Source organism: Streptomyces sp. NPDC031100 (assembly GCF_055570785.1).
This window is the reverse complement of sequence record NZ_JBVIGN010000002.1, coordinates 664,805-681,021: the sequence shown is the minus strand read 5'-3', so window position 1 is coordinate 681,021 and position 16,217 is coordinate 664,805. Positions and strand designations below refer to the sequence as shown.

15 protein-coding genes are annotated in these 16,217 nt (G+C 72.5%); 8 read left to right on the top strand and 7 right to left on the bottom strand.

Annotation, left to right across the window (positions count from 1 at the left end; genetic code table 11):
• Window positions 1–36: 36 nt before the first annotated feature.
• A complete protein-coding gene (locus ACZ5DS_RS07235; RefSeq protein ID WP_468234893.1) occupies window positions 37–852 on the bottom strand; it encodes an AIM24 family protein in 816 nt (271 codons plus the stop codon).
• Between the two features lie 102 nt (window positions 853–954).
• Between ACZ5DS_RS07235 and ACZ5DS_RS07230 the strand changes: the two genes are divergently transcribed.
• Window positions 955–1,704, top strand: coding sequence for an SDR family oxidoreductase (locus tag ACZ5DS_RS07230; protein WP_468234892.1), 750 nt, complete (start codon window positions 955–957; stop codon window positions 1,702–1,704).
• Window positions 1,705–1,790: 86 nt separating this feature from the next.
• Here the strand turns inward: ACZ5DS_RS07230 and alc are convergent, their stop codons facing one another.
• Both alc and allB read right to left on the bottom strand, forming a co-directional pair.
• Entirely contained in the window at window positions 1,791–2,909 is a 1,119-nt protein-coding gene (gene alc / locus ACZ5DS_RS07225; protein WP_468234890.1) for an allantoicase, read from the bottom strand.
• A gap of 55 nt (window positions 2,910–2,964) precedes the next feature.
• Window positions 2,965–4,302, bottom strand: a complete 1,338-nt coding sequence (allB, locus tag ACZ5DS_RS07220; protein ID WP_468234889.1) for an allantoinase AllB — start codon at window positions 4,300–4,302, stop codon at window positions 2,965–2,967.
• Window positions 4,303–4,573: 271 nt separating this feature from the next.
• Between allB and ACZ5DS_RS07215 the strand changes: the two genes are divergently transcribed.
• Window positions 4,574–5,368 carry an IclR family transcriptional regulator gene (locus ACZ5DS_RS07215; protein ID WP_468234887.1) on the top strand — a complete coding sequence of 265 codons (795 nt, stop codon included), beginning with the start codon at window positions 4,574–4,576 and terminating at the stop codon, window positions 5,366–5,368.
• A gap of 119 nt (window positions 5,369–5,487) precedes the next feature.
• Here ACZ5DS_RS07215 and ACZ5DS_RS07210 read toward each other — a convergent pair whose 3' ends face one another.
• Window positions 5,488–5,802, bottom strand: coding sequence for a DUF5955 family protein (locus ACZ5DS_RS07210; RefSeq protein ID WP_468234886.1), 315 nt, complete (start codon window positions 5,800–5,802; stop codon window positions 5,488–5,490).
• Between the two features lie 131 nt (window positions 5,803–5,933).
• Between ACZ5DS_RS07210 and ACZ5DS_RS07205 the strand changes: the two genes are divergently transcribed.
• Window positions 5,934–6,542 (top strand): nucleotidyltransferase family protein, encoded by a 609-nt coding sequence (locus ACZ5DS_RS07205; RefSeq protein WP_468234884.1) that lies wholly within the window; start codon window positions 5,934–5,936, stop codon window positions 6,540–6,542.
• Window positions 6,543–6,726: 184 nt separating this feature from the next.
• The gene (aceB, locus tag ACZ5DS_RS07200) at window positions 6,727–8,352 is read left to right on the top strand and encodes a malate synthase A (protein ID WP_468234882.1); all 1,626 of its coding nucleotides are present in this window, start codon (window positions 6,727–6,729) and stop codon (window positions 8,350–8,352) included.
• A 3-nt stretch (window positions 8,353–8,355) separates the two neighbouring features.
• Here the strand turns inward: aceB and ACZ5DS_RS07195 are convergent, their stop codons facing one another.
• Both ACZ5DS_RS07195 and ACZ5DS_RS07190 read right to left on the bottom strand, forming a co-directional pair.
• On the bottom strand, window positions 8,356–8,631 hold the full coding sequence (locus tag ACZ5DS_RS07195) for an Rdx family protein (protein WP_468234880.1): 276 nt from the start codon (window positions 8,629–8,631) through the stop codon (window positions 8,356–8,358).
• Between the two features lie 10 nt (window positions 8,632–8,641).
• Window positions 8,642–9,556, bottom strand: coding sequence for a HipA family kinase (locus ACZ5DS_RS07190; protein ID WP_468234879.1), 915 nt, complete (start codon window positions 9,554–9,556; stop codon window positions 8,642–8,644).
• A 129-nt stretch (window positions 9,557–9,685) separates the two neighbouring features.
• On the opposite strand from ACZ5DS_RS07190, the gene ACZ5DS_RS07185 reads away from it, so the two are divergent.
• Window positions 9,686–10,900 carry an FAD-dependent monooxygenase gene (locus ACZ5DS_RS07185; RefSeq protein WP_468234878.1) on the top strand — a complete coding sequence of 405 codons (1,215 nt, stop codon included), beginning with the start codon at window positions 9,686–9,688 and terminating at the stop codon, window positions 10,898–10,900.
• On the opposite strand, the gene ACZ5DS_RS07180 is transcribed toward ACZ5DS_RS07185, so the two are convergent.
• Window positions 10,897–12,423 (bottom strand): IucA/IucC family protein, encoded by a 1,527-nt coding sequence (locus ACZ5DS_RS07180; protein WP_468234876.1) that lies wholly within the window; start codon window positions 12,421–12,423, stop codon window positions 10,897–10,899. The two genes, ACZ5DS_RS07185 and ACZ5DS_RS07180, sit on opposite strands and share 4 nt — an antisense overlap.
• Window positions 12,424–12,521: 98 nt before the next feature.
• Here ACZ5DS_RS07180 and ACZ5DS_RS07175 point away from each other — a divergent pair, with 98 nt between their 5' ends.
• The 3 genes from ACZ5DS_RS07175 to ACZ5DS_RS07165 all read left to right on the top strand — a co-directional run bounded on the left by ACZ5DS_RS07175 (window position 12,522) and on the right by ACZ5DS_RS07165 (window position 16,169).
• A complete protein-coding gene (locus ACZ5DS_RS07175; protein WP_468234875.1) occupies window positions 12,522–14,021 on the top strand; it encodes an IucA/IucC family protein in 1,500 nt (499 codons plus the stop codon).
• A gap of 73 nt (window positions 14,022–14,094) precedes the next feature.
• The gene (locus ACZ5DS_RS07170) at window positions 14,095–15,357 is read left to right on the top strand and encodes a VWA domain-containing protein (RefSeq protein WP_468234874.1); all 1,263 of its coding nucleotides are present in this window, start codon (window positions 14,095–14,097) and stop codon (window positions 15,355–15,357) included.
• On the top strand, window positions 15,357–16,169 hold the full coding sequence (locus ACZ5DS_RS07165; protein WP_468234872.1) for a hypothetical protein: 813 nt from the start codon (window positions 15,357–15,359) through the stop codon (window positions 16,167–16,169). Before ACZ5DS_RS07170 ends, ACZ5DS_RS07165 begins: the two co-directional genes overlap by 1 nt.
• Window positions 16,170–16,217: the final 48 nt, after the last annotated feature.

Below are 16,217 nucleotides of genomic sequence, written 5' to 3'. Positions count from 1 at the left end.
CAGCTCAGACCCCGCCCGCCCCTGCAACTCATCGGTTCAGCCCGCGTGCGTCGAGAACAGTCCGCCGGTCGGGCCCTGCTTGTCGCCGCCCTGGGCCTTCTTCAGGGCGCCAGCGAGGCTCTCGATGGTGAGGGACTGCAGGATCACCCGGCCGTTGCCCTCCAGGGTGGCCAGGGACAGGCCCTCACCGCCGAAGACCGCGTTCATGATGCCCTGCCGGTTGAGGCCGCCGACGCGCTGGACGCCGTACTGGATGCCCTCCTCGAAGGCGACGACGCAGCCCGTGTCCACCTCGATGCGGCCGCCGAAGTCCGCCGGGTTGAGGTCGATGAAGTTGCCCGCGCCCGCGATGATCACCGTGCCGTACCCGGTGAACTTCTCCAGGATGAAGCCCTCGCCGCCGCTCATGCCCGTACGACCGCCCTGGAAGGCGATGCCGAACTCGACGCTGGACTCGGCGGCCACGAAGGCGTCCTTCTCGGCGAACCACGCGCGCGTGCCGTCCAGTTCCAGGGCGCGCATCTCGCCGGGCAGCACGCCCGCGAAGCCGACCGTGCCCTCGCCGCCCTGGGCGGTGAAGTACTGGAACGCCAGCGACTCGCCGGCCAGCATGCGCTGGCCGACCTGCATGGCGGTGCCCATGGCCTGGCGCAGCATGCCGCCCATGCCGCCGCCCGAGCCGCTCTGCTGCCGGTCCCCGGCACCCGACGGGCCGGACAGCCGTGTCTCCATGGTCACGTTCGTCGTCTTGAACAGGAACTTCCCCGCCTCGCAGTACACGGTCTGGCCGGGGTGCAGGTTGACGACCGCCATCTGCATGGCGTTGCCGACGATCTCTTGCTGAAGGGTCACGCGGGGAGAACGCCGGAGGTGGAGCGAAGAGTTCCGGGGGCGACCGGATTCGGTGTCCGTTCGCCGCCAGCGGACGGCCCCGGTGGCCGCTGGGATGGAGGCATGACAGCTCATGGAACTCTGAACGGCAAGGTGGCCCTGGTGACCGGCGGCAGCCGGGGCATCGGCGCGGCGGTCGCGGTGCGGCTCGCGCGCGCGGGTGCGGACGTCGCGGTGACCTACGTGCACGGCAAGGAAGCGGCCGCGGAGGTCGTACGGGCCGTGGAGGCGCTCGGGCGTCGGGCGGTGGCCCTGCGCGCCGACTCGGCGGACGCCGGGGAGGCGGCGGGCGCGGTGGAGCGTACGGCGGCGGTGTACGGCGGGCTCGACGTGCTGGTGAACAACGTGGGCGTGGGTGTGCTGGGCCCGCTGCACACGCTCACGCTGGAGGACGTCGACCGGGTCCTCGCGGTGAACGTGCGCGGGGTGTTCCTGGCCTCCCGGGCGGCGGCCGCGCGGATGCCGGCCGGCGGGCGGATCGTCACGATCGGCACGTGCATGACGCAGCGGGTGCCGGGGCCGGGCGGGACGCTGTACGCGACGAGCAAGGCGGCGCTGGTGGGGCTGACGAAGGCGCTCGCGCGGGAGCTGGGGGAGCGTGGGATCACCGCGAACATCGTCCATCCGGGGCCGACGGACACGGACATGAACCCGGCGGACGGGCCGTATGCGGCCGCCCAGGCGGGGATGACGGCGCTGGGGCGGTTCGGGACGGCCGATGAGGTGGCGTCCATGGTGGCGTACCTGGCGGGGCCGGAGGCCGCGTATGTCACGGGCGCCGAGTTCGCCGTGGACGGCGGGCACGCGGCCTGAGCCCCCAGGGCCATGCCCGCTGCAAAGGGACACGTGGGGCGCACCAGTGCTGTCCAGGCCGGTGCGCCCCACGCGCGCGTGGGGGTTTACTGGCCGCCCAGCTCCTGGTGGCGGGCGGAGAGGGCGGTCGCGCCCTGGTCGGTCAGGGAGCCGTACAGGCGGAGGCGGGAGATGCCGCCGTCCGGGAAGATGTCCACGCGCGCGTGCGTGCCGACGGCCGGGGCCGGGAGGACGAAGCGGTGGTTGGTGTCGGGCTGCAGGCGGGTGCGCGGGAGGATCTCGACCCAGTCGCCGGACTCGCCGTCCTTGACCGAGACGGACGCCCACCCCGCGCTGTTGCCCTTCAGGTAGGCCGTGTCGATCTCGATCGCGCGGATCTGGGACTGGGCGGCCAGCCGGTAGCTGATCCAGTCGTTGCCCTGGTCGCGGCGGCGACGGGTCTCCCAGCCGTCGTCCATCTTGCGGGAGCGGCCGGGCTGGATGGTGTTGGTGGCCGGGGAGTAGAAGAGGTTGGAGGCGTCCTCGACCTGCCCGCCGTGCTCCAGCGCGACCACGTCGAAGGTGCCGAGGACCGACAGCCACTCGGGGTCGGGTACGACCTCGCCGTACACGCGCAGGCGCGCGATGCCGCCGTCGGGGTGCTGGTTGACCCGCAGGTGCGTGAAGCGCTGCTCGACGGAGACCTCGAAGCCGTTGGCCGCGTGGCCGCCGACCGGCGTGCGCGGGACCAGCGTCGTCCACTTCACGTCGTCGCCCAGCAGCTCCTCGGGGGACGGGGAGCCCGGCACCGACGTGCCCTCGACCGACACCGCCTGCGGGTAGTTGCCGCGGAAGTGGGCGGTGTCGACCACGATCCCGCGGATCACGCCGGGCGCGCCGAGGCGGACCAGCGCCCAGTCGTGGTCCTCGGCCGTCGGCCAGGGGTGCTCGGCGGAGGCGCCGCGCCGGCGGCGGGTCTCCCAGCCGTCCATGATCTTGCCCTTGTGGCCGAAGTGCTCGGGGTCGAACTCGGCCGGCTCGGGCACCAGCAGGTTCTCGCGCTGGGCGAAGAACTCGTCGTTGGCGGCGATGACCCCGGCACCGAGCTGACGGTCGGCGAGGTTGGCGTACTGGGTGAAGAGGAAGTCGGCGGTGCGGTAGTCCGCGTACGGGTCGCCTCCTCCGTAGGGGTTCGCGTCGCCGGTGAAGCTGGGTATCGCCGTCACGGTGATCAGGGGTTCCTTTCGGGAGTCGGCGGGTGCGGGTGCGGGGGGCGTGGGGTCACTGGGGGCGGCTGAGCAGGGTGCCCTTCGGGTCGGTGAACTCGCCGTCCGCGACGATGCGCTCGCCGCGCAGCCAGGTGGACTTCACGACGCCGTACAGGGTCCTGCCGGCGTACGCGGTGACCCGGTTGCGGTGCTGGAGGCCGGCCGGGTCGACGGTGAAGGTCTCGTCGGGGGCCAGGACGGCGAAGTCGGCGTCGCGGCCGGCCTCGATGGCCCCCTTGTCGCGCAGTCCGACCAGGGCGGCCGTCCGCGTGGACATCCAGCGGACGACGTCCTCCAGGCCATGGCCGCGCTTGCGCGCCTCGGTCCACACGGCCGACAGGCTGAGCTGGAGTCCGGAGATGCCGCCCCAGGCGGTGGCGAAGTCGTCGGTCTTCAGGTCGGCCGTGGAGGGCGAGTGGTCGGTGACGACACAGTCGATGGTGCCGTCGGCCAGCGCCTGCCACAGCAGGTCCTGGTTGGCCGCCTCGCGGATGGGCGGGCAGCACTTGAACTCGCTGGCGCCGTCGGGGACTTCCTCGGCGGTCAGGGTGAGGTAGTGCGGGCAGGTCTCGACGGTGATGCGGACGCCCTCGGCCTTGGCGGCGGCGATCAGCGGCAGCGCGTCGCTCGACGACAGGTGCAGGACGTGCACGCGCGCGTGGAGCCGCTTCGCCTGCGCGACGAGGTTCGCGATGGCCGTGTCCTCGGCGTCACGCGGGCGCGAGGCGAGGAAGTCGGCGTACCTGGGGCCGCCGTGCTGCGGGGCGGCGGCCAGGTGGTGCGGGTCCTCGGCGTGCACGATCAGCAGGCCGTCGAAGCCGGCGATCTCCGCCAGGGACCGGGCGAGCTGCTCCTGGTCGAGGTGCGGGAACTCGTCCACGCCCGACGGCGACAGGAACGCCTTGAAGCCGAAGACCCCGGCGTCGTGCAGCGGGCGCAGGTCCTTGGTGTTGTCGGGCAGGGCGCCGCCCCAGAAGCCGACGTCGATGTGCGCCTTGTCGGCGGCCACCTTCTGCTTCACCCGCAGGTTCTCGACCGTGGTGGTCGGCGGGAGGGAGTTGAGGGGCATGTCGACGAGCGTGGTGATGCCGCCGGCCGCCGCCGCGCGCGTGGCGGTCCAGAAGCCCTCCCACTCGGTGCGGCCCGGGTCGTTGACGTGCACGTGGGTGTCGACGAGGCCGGGCAGCAGGACGTGGTCGCCGAAGTCCTCCAGGCGTGCGGAGGCCGGGACCTCGGCGTCGTACGGCAGGACGGCCGTGATCTTGCCGGCGGACACGGTGACCGTGGCGGCCCGCGTCCCTTCCGGAGTGATGACGCGCGTCGAGCGCAGCACCAGTTCAGCGTCGGACACCCGAACCCCTCTCTCTGGCCGTTCGCTTCCAGGAAACGGGATTTACACCCACGTAACGGAATTCAACGTTCTGTTGAAGGAGTCTTCACTCCCGCCACCCCGCCGTCAAGGGGCACACTTCCGGACAGCACTCCTCGGGCGTCTACTCTGGACGTTTCCACAAGGCGGAATTAGAATTCCAGCAGGCAGAACGTAGCTACGCACAAGCAGGGAGTCAACCGACTGCCGGGTAGGCTTCTGCCCTTCTTGCCAGCCCCGAAAGGAACGCGCCGTGCCGACGTCCAGCGCCAGCACCACCGACTCCGCGAAGTCCTCCGCCAGCGGCGGGGTCCAGTCCCTGGAGCGTGCCTTCGATCTGCTCGAGCGGATGGCGGACGCGGGCGGCGAGGTCGGCCTGAGCGAGCTGTCCGCGAGCAGCGGGCTGCCGCTGCCCACCATCCACCGGCTGATGCGCACCCTCGTGGCCTGCGGCTACGTACGCCAGCAGCCGAACCGCCGGTACGCGCTCGGCCCGCGGCTGATCCGCCTCGGCGAGTCCGCCTCCCGGCTGCTCGGCACCTGGGCACGCCCCTATCTCGCGCGGCTGGTCGAGGAGACCGGTGAGACGGCGAACATGGCGCTGCTGGACGGCGACGAGATCGTGTACGTGGCGCAGGTGCCGTCCAAGCACTCGATGCGGATGTTCACCGAGGTGGGCCGACGGGTGCTGCCGCACTCGACCGGGGTGGGCAAGGCGCTGCTGGCGAGCGTGCCGGACGAGGAGGTGCGGGCGCTGCTGTCCCGTACGGGGATGCCGGCCGCGACGGAGAAGACCATCACGACGCCGGAGGGGTTCCTGGCGGCGCTGGAGGATGTGCGGCGGTCGGGGTATGCCGTGGACGACAACGAGCAGGAGATCGGCGTTCGCTGTCTCGCGGTGTCCGTACCCGACTCCCCCACGGCGGCTGCGATCTCTATTTCCGGGCCTGCGGGGCGGGTGACCGAGGCGGCGACGGAGAAGATCGTGCCGGTGTTGCAGGGGATCGCCGCTGAGCTTTCCGAGGCGCTGGCGAGTTCGGGCGCCTGAGAGAGAGGCTGCGGGCCGTCTGCGGCTGCGGGTGCGTTGCGGCCTGTCGCGCCCGCGCGGCGGAGCCGCACACCGACACAGCCCCGCGCCCCTTGGGTTGCACCACGTGCCCGGCGCTTCTAACGCCTCGGTGGTTCACCGAACAGGTCCACCGCCTCCCTGACCCCCGACAACCCCCGCGCCAGCGCGCTCACCGAGCCGATCGCGCCTGCGATCAGTAAGAGGGACCTGCGCAGTCGGAGGATCTCCGGTATGCCGCCGGCGGCCATCGCGGCGAGGGTCGCCAGTTCGTCCTCGGCTATGTCCCGGTCGGGGAACTCCGACGGGAGCGCGGCGAGTTCGCGGCGCAGCCGGGAGACCGCGGTCCGCAGTTCCGCCACCCTCTGGTCCTCGTCGCCGCCGGTCACTGGCCTCTGCCCCAAGCTCCGCAACACAGCCCTCCCCCTCCCGCACCCCGTCGTGCGCGGGTCAGTAAACGCCACGCCGTCCGGCAGCGCCACAGCACGGACCGAAATTCAGCCCAAGGGAACCGGCCTCGGCGGCCCGCGTCAGGTATGCAGGACGTATGACGGACAAGCGGGACCATCGTGAGGAGATCGCCGGGCTGCTGCTCGCGGCCGGCGGCGGCAGACGGCTCGGCGGGCGGCCCAAGGCGCTGCTGGAACACCGGGGGCGCCCCCTGGTCGAGCACGCGGTCGGGGTGCTGCGCGCGGCCGGGTGCGGCCGGATCCACGTCGTACTCGGGGCGCGGTCGGACAGTGTCCGCGTCCGCGCCGACCTCACCGGCTGCGTCGTCGTGGACAACCCCGACTGGGCCGAGGGCATGGGCTCCTCCCTGCGCGCCGGGCTCGACTCGCTCGCCGGTACGGGCCTGCGCGCGGCCCTGGTGAGCCTGGTCGACCAGCCCGGCATCGGGCCGGAGGCGGTCGCGCGGGTACTCGGCGCGTACGAGGGCGACGGCTCGCTGGTCTCGGCCGCCTACGACGGCGAGCGCGGGCACCCGGTCCTGTTCGGCGCGGCCCACTGGGCGGGCATCGCGGCGACCGCCACCGGCGACCGCGGGGCACGCGCCTACCTGAAGGACCACGCGGCGGAGATCCGGCTCGTGGAGTGCGCGGACGTGGCCGAGCCCTATGACATCGACACCGAGGCCGACCTGAGCCACCTTGAGTGAACGGGGTGGCACTGGGCGCCACCTTGCCTCGACTCAGAGAATCTCGACATCAACAAACCATTGAAGTTCCACAATGAGGAAACTACTATCCACTGCTCAGAAGCGTCTGACCGCACAGCGGACGCTGACTGCCCTATTCGTGCCACTTGGCACCCGGTGCCACCGCTGAAGGAAGTGACAGCTCATGTCCGCACCAGCGCCGTCCCCGCTGGCCATCGTCGACGCCGAGCCCCTGCCCCGGCAGGAGGAGGTCCTCACCGACGCGGCGCTCGCCTTCGTGGCGGAGCTGCACCAGCGGTTCACCCCGCGCCGTGACGAACTCCTCGCCCGCCGGGCCGAGCGCCGCGCCGAGATCGCCCGCACCTCCACGCTCGACTTCCTCCCGGAGACGGCCGCCGTCCGCGCGGACGACTCCTGGAAGGTCGCCCCGGCCCCGGCCGCGCTGAACGACCGGCGCGTCGAGATCACCGGCCCCACCGACCGCAAGATGACCATCAACGCGCTCAACTCGGGCGCGAAGGTCTGGCTCGCCGACTTCGAGGACGCCTCCGCGCCCACCTGGGAGAACGTGGTCCTCGGCCAGATCAACCTGATCGACGCCTACACCCGGAACATCGACTTCACCGACCCGAGGTCCGGGAAGTCGTACGCGCTGCGCCCGAACGAGGAGCTCGCGACGGTCGTCATGCGCCCGCGCGGCTGGCACCTGAGCGAGCGCCACCTCGTCGACGCCGACGGCAAGGCCGTCCCCGGCGCCTTCGTCGACTTCGGCCTGTACTTCTTCCACAACGCCCAGCGCCTGCTGGACCTCGGCAAGGGCCCGTACTTCTACCTGCCCAAGACCGAGTCGCACCTCGAGGCCCGCCTCTGGAACGACGTCTTCGTCTTCGCGCAGGACTACGTCGGCATCCCCCAGGGCACCATCCGCGCGACCGTCCTGATCGAGACGATCACGGCGGCGTACGAGATGGAGGAGATTCTCTACGAACTCCGCGACCACGCCGCCGGGTTGAACGCCGGCCGCTGGGACTTCCTGTTCTCCATCGTGAAGAACTTCCGCGACGGCGGGACGAAGTTCGTGCTGCCGGACCGCAACGCCGTGACGATGACGGCCCCGTTCATGCGGGCGTACACCGAACTCCTCGTCCGCACCTGCCACAAGCGCGGTGCGCACGCCATCGGCGGCATGGCGGCCTTCATCCCCTCCCGCAAGGACCCCGAGGTCAACAAGGTGGCCTTCGAGAAGGTCCGCGCCGACAAGGACCGCGAGGCGAACGACGGCTTCGACGGCTCCTGGGTCGCCCACCCGGACCTGGTCCCGATCGCCATGGAGTCCTTCGACCGGGTCCTCGGCGACAAGCCGAACCAGAAGGACCGCCTGCGCGAGGACGTCCACGTCGAGGCGGCCGACCTGATCGCCATCGACTCGCTGGAGGCGAAGCCGACGTACCACGGTCTCGTCAACGCCGTCCAGGTCGGCATCCGGTACATCGAGGCCTGGCTGCAGGGCCTCGGCGCGGTCGCCATCTTCAACCTGATGGAGGACGCGGCCACCGCCGAGATCTCCCGCTCCCAGATCTGGCAGTGGATCAACGCGGGCGTCGAGTTCGAGAACGGCGACAAGGCCACCCCCGAGCTGGCCCGCAAGGTCGCCGCCGAGGAACTGGACGCCATCCGCAAGGAGATCGGCGAGGAGGCCTTCGCGGCCGGCCACTGGCAGGAGGCCCACGACCTGCTGCTCCAGGTGTCCCTCGACGACGACTACGCCGACTTCCTGACCCTGCCGGCGTACGAGCAGCTCAAGGGCTGACGGTCACGCAGGCTTGTCCGAGTGGCCCAGGGACTTTCCCGGGGCCACTCGGTCGCGTACGGCCTGCTTGACGGCCGTGGGCTCCGGGAAGCCCTGTTCGCGGCGGTCCCAGACGACCTCGTCGTTCACCCGGACGACGAAGACACCGCCGGTGCCGGGCTTGAGCGACAGCTCGGTCAGCTCGGTCTCGAAGGTGGTGAGCAGCTCCTGCGCCAGCCAGGCCGCGCGGGGCAGCCACCGGCACTGGGTGCAGTACTCGATCTGGACGCGATGGCTCATCCGAAGTGCCTCATCCCAGGTGCACCGACCAATCCCTGTCCGCCGCCGGCTTGCCGTGCAGGTCGGGGACCTGCTTGAGCCAGGCCGGGCGGCCCGCTTGCGTCTTGGCCGCACGGGCGGCCTCCTCGGCCGCGAGTTCCTCGCGGCTCGGGAAATCGGTGGGCAGCCACTCCCTCGACAGCCGTACGCGCGCGAGGAGGTAGTCGACATAGGCGGCACGGACGTCGTCGGGCGTGGCGAAACCGGCGTCCTCGGCCAGCCAGGGGTCCGGCACCTCGGCGACGACGGCCCGCAGCAGCTCCTCGGTGAGCCGGGGGGCCAGGTCGGCGTCGGCGGCCCGGACGTCGGGGGCGTAGTGGCCGAGGGCGTGGTGGCGGAAGTCGTACTTCTTGCCGGGGGTCGTGGTGTCCCAGCGGTGGTGGAAGACGAGGGCGGCGCCGTGGTCGATGAGCCACAGGCGCGGGGGCGCGGTGCCGAACGTCGGCCAGACCATCAGGTTCGAGCTGTGCACCGTACGGTCCACGTTGACGGTCAGGGCGTCGAGCCAGACGATCCTGCCCGCCTCCAGGGGGTCCACGGGGAAGATCTTCGCGATCTCCGGGGTGAAGTCGGCAGCGCCCGGCAGATAGTCCATCCCCAGGTTGACGCCCGCGCTGGCGCCGTGCAGCTCGCGCACCTCCTGGTGCGGCTCGTCCGCGGCGATGGCCGGGTCGAAGTGGACGAGGACCAGTTCGGGGAAGCGCAGGCCGAGCGCGCGGGCGAGTTCGCCGACGATCACCTCGGCGACCAGCGCCTTGTGGCCCTGGGCCGAGCCGGTGAACTTCACGACGTAGGTGCCGAGGTCGTCGGCCTCGACGACTCCGGGGACGGAGCCGCCGGACCTCAGGGGGGTCACGTATCGAACGGCAGTCACATCGCGCAGCACACCGGCCAGCGTAAGGCAGGGCGGGATCCAGCCGTCGGCGCGTATTCCAGGGTCATGTGATCGCCGGGCTGGCAGCATGGTCCCGCGCGGCGCACCGGACCGGCGCCGGGGACGACGAGGGGGCGCGGAATGCGTGGTGGCAGGGTCGCGGTCGTGGGCGGGAGCATCGCGGGATGCGCGGCGGCGCTCGCGCTGGGGCGGGGCGGGACCGAGGCGATCACGGTGTACGAGCGTGCGTCGGGTCGCCTGGCCGACCGCGGGGTCGGGCTCGCCGTGCACAACGCCCGCTACGCGGAACTGGAGGCGGCCGGCCATCTCGACGCCTCGATGCCGTGGGTACGGATGGTCCGCCGCCGCTGGTACGTCCGCGACGACGCGGCGGCGAACGGTTCGCTGGGCCGCGTGATCGCCGTGATGGCCTTCCCGTTCCGCACCTACACCTGGGGCCCGCTCTGGCACGAGCTACGCCGCCGGGTGCCCGGGACGGCGGACTTCCGGCCCGGCTCGGCCGTCGAGGCGGTCGAGGTGACACCGGACGGCGCCGAGGTGCACGCGGGCGGGCGCACCGAGCGATACGACGTGGTGATCGGCGCGGACGGCTACCGCTCGATGGTGCGCGCGGCGATGTACGCCGACGTCCGCCCCGAGTACGCCGGATATCTGGCCTGGCGCGGCGCCTACCCGTCGGCCCGGCTGCGCGACCCGGAGCTGTGGGCCGAGGACGAGTGCGCGTACGTCGTCTTCGAGGGCGGCCATCTCATCGTGTACCGGATCCCGGACGGGACGAGCGGTGGCCACCGGGTCAACTGGGTCCTGTACACGGCCCCGCCGCCGGGCCTCGACCAGGGCCTTCAGACCCCCACGAGCCTGCCTCCGGGCACGGCGGGCGACGGACTGCGCGCCCATCTGGCGTACGTCGCCGCCGAGTTGCTGCCTCCCTACTGGGGCGACCTGGTACGGGAGACGACCCACGACGAGCTGTTCCTGCAGCCCATGTACGACTTCACGGCGCCCCGTTACGCGGTGGGCCGTGCGCTGCTCATGGGCGACGCGGCCGCGGTGGCGCGCCCGCACACCGGCGCGGGTGCCGTGAAGGCGCTGCAGGACGCCACGGTTCTGGAGTCGGCCCTGACGTCGACGGCCACCTGGTCCGATGCCCTGGCCGCGTACGACGCCGAACGTGCGCCCGCCGGCCGGGTCATGGTCGACCTGGGGCGACGGCTCGGCCGGGCCCTGGTCCAGGAGACCCCGAACTGGCGGACGCTCGACCAGACGGGCCTGGAGACCTGGTGGCAGCAGGCGGACGGGACTGGAGCGTTCGGGGGGCGGGAGTTGAAGGGCTAGGGCTGCCCCGCGTCTCCGACAAACACCTGGGCGTTTTCCGCCAGCGGGTTGGGCAGCGGCAGATAGCGGGCGTCCGCGCCGTCCGCTCCCGTCCAGCGCAGCAGCAGGTTGGTCTTGCCGGGCAGGGTGGGCGAGGCGAGCAGGGCGGGGATCTCGGGCAGGTCGTGGCGGGCGAGCTCGCGGCGGACGGCGGGCCAGGGGTCGAGGCCGGGGTGGTGTTCGGCGAGGGCTGCGGCGATCTCGCCGAGGTGGTTGACGACCAGGGTGTACACCAGCCGCTCCCAGCCGGCGGAACGGGAGACGTCCGGCAGCACCTTGACGCCCTCGGCGTCCCGGAACAGCGCCTGCACGGGCGTACCGGCCGTGTCCACGGCGACCAGGGAGTTCTGCAGATGCGCCTCAAGGACGACCCCGTGGTCGTGGAAGGCCGTGAGGGCGGGCGGGACGACCTGGCGCAGGTACGCCTCCCACCAGGCCTCCGGATCGGGCGCGCAGCCCAGTGGGCTGTCCTCGAAGCCTTCCGCGAGCCCGGCCGCGAGGAGTGGGGTGGCATCCGGCAGAAGGTGCTCGCGCAGCCCGTCCCTGACGAGCACGGCCAGTTCCTCGAAGGCGAAGGCGGCGGTGCGGTAGCCGCGGTCGCTCAGCCATGCCGTGGGGCCGCCCATGGCGGCGAAGGCGCCGGTGGCGGCCGTGTCGGTGCGGCGCAGCTTCAGCAGGTCGTGCCGCCACAGCCGGCGAATGTCGTTGGTGATGCGCACATCCAGGCTGAACTTCAGGAACAGGTCGCGGCGGGGCTCGTACACCGTACGGATCGCCGCCGTGGGCCACGTGTCGAAGGCGGTGCCGCCGAGCCTGAGCAGGCGGCCGTCGGCGAAGGCCGGGGCGAGGTCGCCGCCGACGAGGTCGAGCTGCCAGGGGTGGGCGGGCAGCAGCCGGTAGCCGGGCGGGGCCGTGCCGAGGGCGTCCAGGGCGCGGGTGTCGCCCTCCTCGGCCACCTGGTCCTCGCGGACGCCGAGCAGCACCAGCGGGAAGTGCGCGTGGGCCTCGGGGGCGTACGGCAGCCAGGCCGCGGCCGGGCCCCCGCCGCGTGCCTTCGGCGCCGGGTGGCAGGGGTGCCCGGTGATCAGGGACTGCTCGGAGCGCAGGTACGGGTCCTCGGGCGCGGTCGCCCGGGCCCGGGCGGTGAGCAGGGCGGCGACGGTGTCCCGGCTGTCGATCATCTCGCCGGGCAGATCGCCGCCCGAGAACCCGGTGTGCCGGCGCAGCTCCTCGGCGACCAGTTTGACCAGCTCGGCGTGGCTCAGCCGGTGCCAGGACCCGGCGGCGTGCACCTCGGGTTCGGCGGGCAGCCGGCCGGGACGTACGCGCAGCAGGCGGCCGGTGCCGGGCAGCAGGTGGACCGGGCATTCCCCGGGGTCCGGGAGCGGCTCGGCGACCTCCCGCAGCAGGCAGTTGAGCAAGGGGGCGGCCGCGTATGCGTCGGCGCGCTGTCCGACGGTGTCGGCGGGAGGCTGGAAGTCCACGCGATCCTTCGTACGTCATTCGTCCTGGGCCGGTGCGATCAGTATGAATGTCGTCCCTGACAATCGTGCCCTGAGCTGCCCGTACCCGAGGAGCCCCCGTGTGCCACTCCCCCACCGCCGAGGCCGAGGTCGCCGAGGAGCTGGCCGCCGTGCGACCGGGCCTGCTGCCCCGGTACACGGCCGAGCTGCCGGGCGCCCGTGCGGCGGTGCTGACCCGCCTGTGGCGGGCGTTCGCCCACGAGCCCCTGCCGTGGGTCGGGAGCCGGGTCCGCGGGGCGCACAGCCTCGCCCTGCGGCTGGCCGACGGCCGGACGCTGTACGGCCCGCACGCGGACCCGTTCGCGACCGGCGCGTATGTCACCGCCATCCGCCTGGACCAGGAGCGCTACGACGATCCGGCCCGGCTGATGACGGACCTCGCGGTGCCGCACGCGGCGGGCCTCGCGGCGGAACTCGGGCACAGCGTGGCCTCGTTGGCGCTGTCGCGGGCCGACGCGGATCATCCGAAGGAGTGGCCCGAACAGGGCTGGGAGTGGGAGCAGCGGGTGGTCGACGGGCACCCCTTCCACCCCAACTGCCGTGCCCGGCCCGGTTTCTCGGTGGCGGACCAGCTGGCGTACGGGCCCGAGCACCGCCCGCTGGTCATGCTGGGCACGGTCGCCGTACCGGCCGACGAGTGCCTGGTGTCCGGGGGCTGGCCGGAGGAACTGCGGGACGGGCAGGACCTGTTGCTGCCGGTGCACCCCTGGCAGGCGGCCCATGTGCTCAAGCGGTCGTACGACCCCTGGCGCCCGGCGCATCCGCTGATGGCCCTGCGCACCCTCGCCCTGCCCGGCGGACCGCACGTCAAGACCGCGCTGAGCGCCCGGCTGACCTCCTCGGTGCGGGACATCTCCACGTACTCCGTCAAAGCGGCGGCGACGCTGTCCTCCTTCGCGGCGGACCTCGCCACGCGCACCGACGGGCTGCTGCACATGACCCGCACGCTGGGCGCGGTCACCGCCCACTCCCCCGATCTGGCCGCGCTGCTGCGGGAGTCGCCCGAGGTGTACGCGGGCCCGGGCGAGCGGGTGGTGCCGGTGGCGGCGCTCCCCGCCACCGGTCTGCCGGACTCCGCCGCCTGGCTGGCCGCCTTCGCCCGCCTCGCCCTCACGGTGGGTCTGCGCCTGCTGGACCTCGGGGTGGCCCTGGAGGCCCACGGCCAGAACCTCCTGGTGGTCCTGTCGGCCGACCACGAGCCCCTCCGCCTCGTCTACCGCGACCTCGCCGACCTCCGTATCAGCCCCGCCCGTCTGACCCGCCACGGCATCACCCCGCCCGCCCTGACCGGCCGCCTGATCACGGACGACGTGACGACCCTGCGCCGCAAGCTGTTCGGCTCCCTGGTGGCGGGGGCGCTCGCGAGCACGGCGGGCTCGGGCCGGGCGCTGGGGGCGGCGCTGGCGGCGGCCGTACCGGACCTGCCGGGCACATCCGACCTGGCGGCGCTGCGCGAGGGCCCGGTGCCCACGAAGGCGTTGACGCTGATGCGGCTGTCCCCCGGGCATGTCGGGGACATCTGGGCCACTCTGCCCAACCCGCTCACCTCCACGGACTGATGTCGACTCCTGTTCCTCTGCTGGTCGGCCTCCCGTTTTGGCACTCGGTGCGTGTGATCAATAGGATCCGCCGATGATCAGAAGACAACGGCTGGCGGCGGGCGTCTGTGCTCTGTTCGCCGCCCTGACGGCCGGGCTCGCGGTCCCGTCCACGGCTGTGGCCGACGAGACGGAGCAGGCCGCTCCGAAGGTCGAACTCGTCCTGGACGTCAGCGGTTCCATGCGGGCACGGGACATCGACGGCGGCTCCCGGATGGCCGCGGCGAAGCAGGCGTTCAACGAGGTGCTCGACGCGACGCCCGAGGAGGTCCAGCTCGGCATCCGCACGCTGGGCGCCAACTACCATGGAAACGACCGCCTCACGGGCTGCAAGGACACCGCGCAGCTCTACCCGGTCGGCCCGCTGAACCGGACCGAGGCGAAGACGGCGGTGGCCACGCTGGCGCCGACCGGCTGGACGCCGATCGGTCCCGCGCTGCAGAAGGCGGCCGCCGATCTCGACGGCGGCGACGGCACCCGCCGTATTGTCCTGATCAGCGACGGCGAGGACACCTGCCAGCCGCTCGACCCGTGCGAGGTGGCCCGGGACATCGCGGCCAAGGGCATCGGGCTGACCATCGACACGCTCGGCCTGGTGCCGGACGCCAAGACCCGCAACCAGCTCAGCTGCATCGCGCACGCGACCGGCGGCACCTACACCTCCGTCCAGCACAAGGAGGAACTGACCGACCGCGTCGGGCAGTTGGTGGACCGGGCAGCCGATCCGGTGGTGACGCCGGTGGCGACCGAGGGCGCCGCGGAGTGCGTGAAGGCACCGTCGCTCAAGTCCGGGCTGTACACGGACCGTGAGGAGTTCGGGCAGCAGCGCTGGTACAAGGTGGACGTCAACCCCGGCCAGGAGCTGCGCGCTTCGGTGAGCGTGGCGGACGACCGTGCCGTCAACCCCGGCTACGGGGTGCTGCTGCGGGCGGTGACGGTGCACGGCCGCGAGATCGTGCGCGGCGAGGCGGCGGGCAACGGCCGTACGGACGTCATCTCCACGGGCCTCAGGTACCCGCGGCCCGAGAGCGACGACGACACCGCGACCGCCGAGACCGTGTGCCTCCAGGTCACCAGCTCCTTCTCGGCCGCCTCGGGCGTCAAGACGACCCCGGGTCTGCCGCTGGAGCTGACGGTCGACGTCGTGGACGGCCCGAGCAAGGCGAGCGACGTGGCCTCCTTCGGCCTCGGGCGCGGCTGGTGGCTGCTCGGCGCGCTGGTGCTGACCGGCTTCGTGGCGGGTCTGCTGTGGGGCTGGCTGTCGCGCTGGCGGGTCGCGGTCTGGAGGACGAACTGATGCGTATCACGCGAGTACTGGGCGCCGCGCTGCTGGCGCTGGGACTGGGCGCCGGACCGGCGGCCGCCGACTCCTCCCCGACAGCGTCTGCGTCGAGTCCCTCGGCCGACGGCAAGGCGCCCACGCAGGCGGGCACCTCCTTCCGTACGGCGACCGAGATCGAGCAGGGGCAGCAGGCCACCGCGTCCGCCTCCACGGGCGACTACCTGTACTGGTCGTTCCCCGCGGACGCCGGGCAGCGCCCGACCGTCAAGGCGACCGTGAAGCTGCCCGCGACGCACGGGCGGCAGACCTGGCAGATCGACGTGTACGACGGTCTGCGGCGCCGCCAGGCCTGCCAGTACGGCGCGGCGACGCGCACCGCCGCGCAGGGGGCGTCCTCCGTCGAGCCGGTCTGTGTGCTGCGCACGGTGCGCGCCTGGTCGGAGCCGTGGGCCAACGACCCGCTGCCGGGCACGTACTACGTCCGGCTGACGGTGACGGACCTCAGTGGTTCCGCCGATCTCGGTCTGCCGGTGAGCGCCGAGGTCCGGGTCGACTCCAAGGACATCGGCGGCGCGGCGGCGGTGGACGGCTCGCTGGCCGAACCGCTCGTCCCGGGCGTGGCCGTCAAGTCCGCGGCGAAGAAGGACGGCGCGAAGTCGGCGGTGCTCTCCAGCATCGAGCCCGACGACGGCTGGTCCTCCGGCTGGTGGTCCGACCGCTGGGTGTGGACCGCGGTGGGCGGGCTGCTCGCCGCGCTCGCCGGCATCGGCGGATACGCGCTCACGCGCGGCTCGGGACGACCGTCCCGGGTACCGCCGAACGTCTGAGCCGAAGCAGTCGAAGGCCCGCCTGCCGGCGGGCCTTCCGTGCTGCCC

Coding starts and splice junctions, on each gene's coding strand:
- ACZ5DS_RS07230 (WP_468234892.1), top strand. CDS start 955: ATGACAGCTCATGGAACTCTGAACGGCAAGGTGGCCCTGGTGACCGGC.
- ACZ5DS_RS07205 (WP_468234884.1), top strand. CDS start 5,934: ATGACGGACAAGCGGGACCATCGTGAGGAGATCGCCGGGCTGCTGCTC.
- aceB (WP_468234882.1), top strand. CDS start 6,727: ATGTCCGCACCAGCGCCGTCCCCGCTGGCCATCGTCGACGCCGAGCCC.
- ACZ5DS_RS07195 (WP_468234880.1), bottom strand. CDS start 8,631: ATGAGCCATCGCGTCCAGATCGAGTACTGCACCCAGTGCCGGTGGCTG.
- ACZ5DS_RS07185 (WP_468234878.1), top strand. CDS start 9,686: ATGCGTGGTGGCAGGGTCGCGGTCGTGGGCGGGAGCATCGCGGGATGC.
- ACZ5DS_RS07170 (WP_468234874.1), top strand. CDS start 14,095: ATGATCAGAAGACAACGGCTGGCGGCGGGCGTCTGTGCTCTGTTCGCC.
- ACZ5DS_RS07165 (WP_468234872.1), top strand. CDS start 15,357: ATGCGTATCACGCGAGTACTGGGCGCCGCGCTGCTGGCGCTGGGACTG.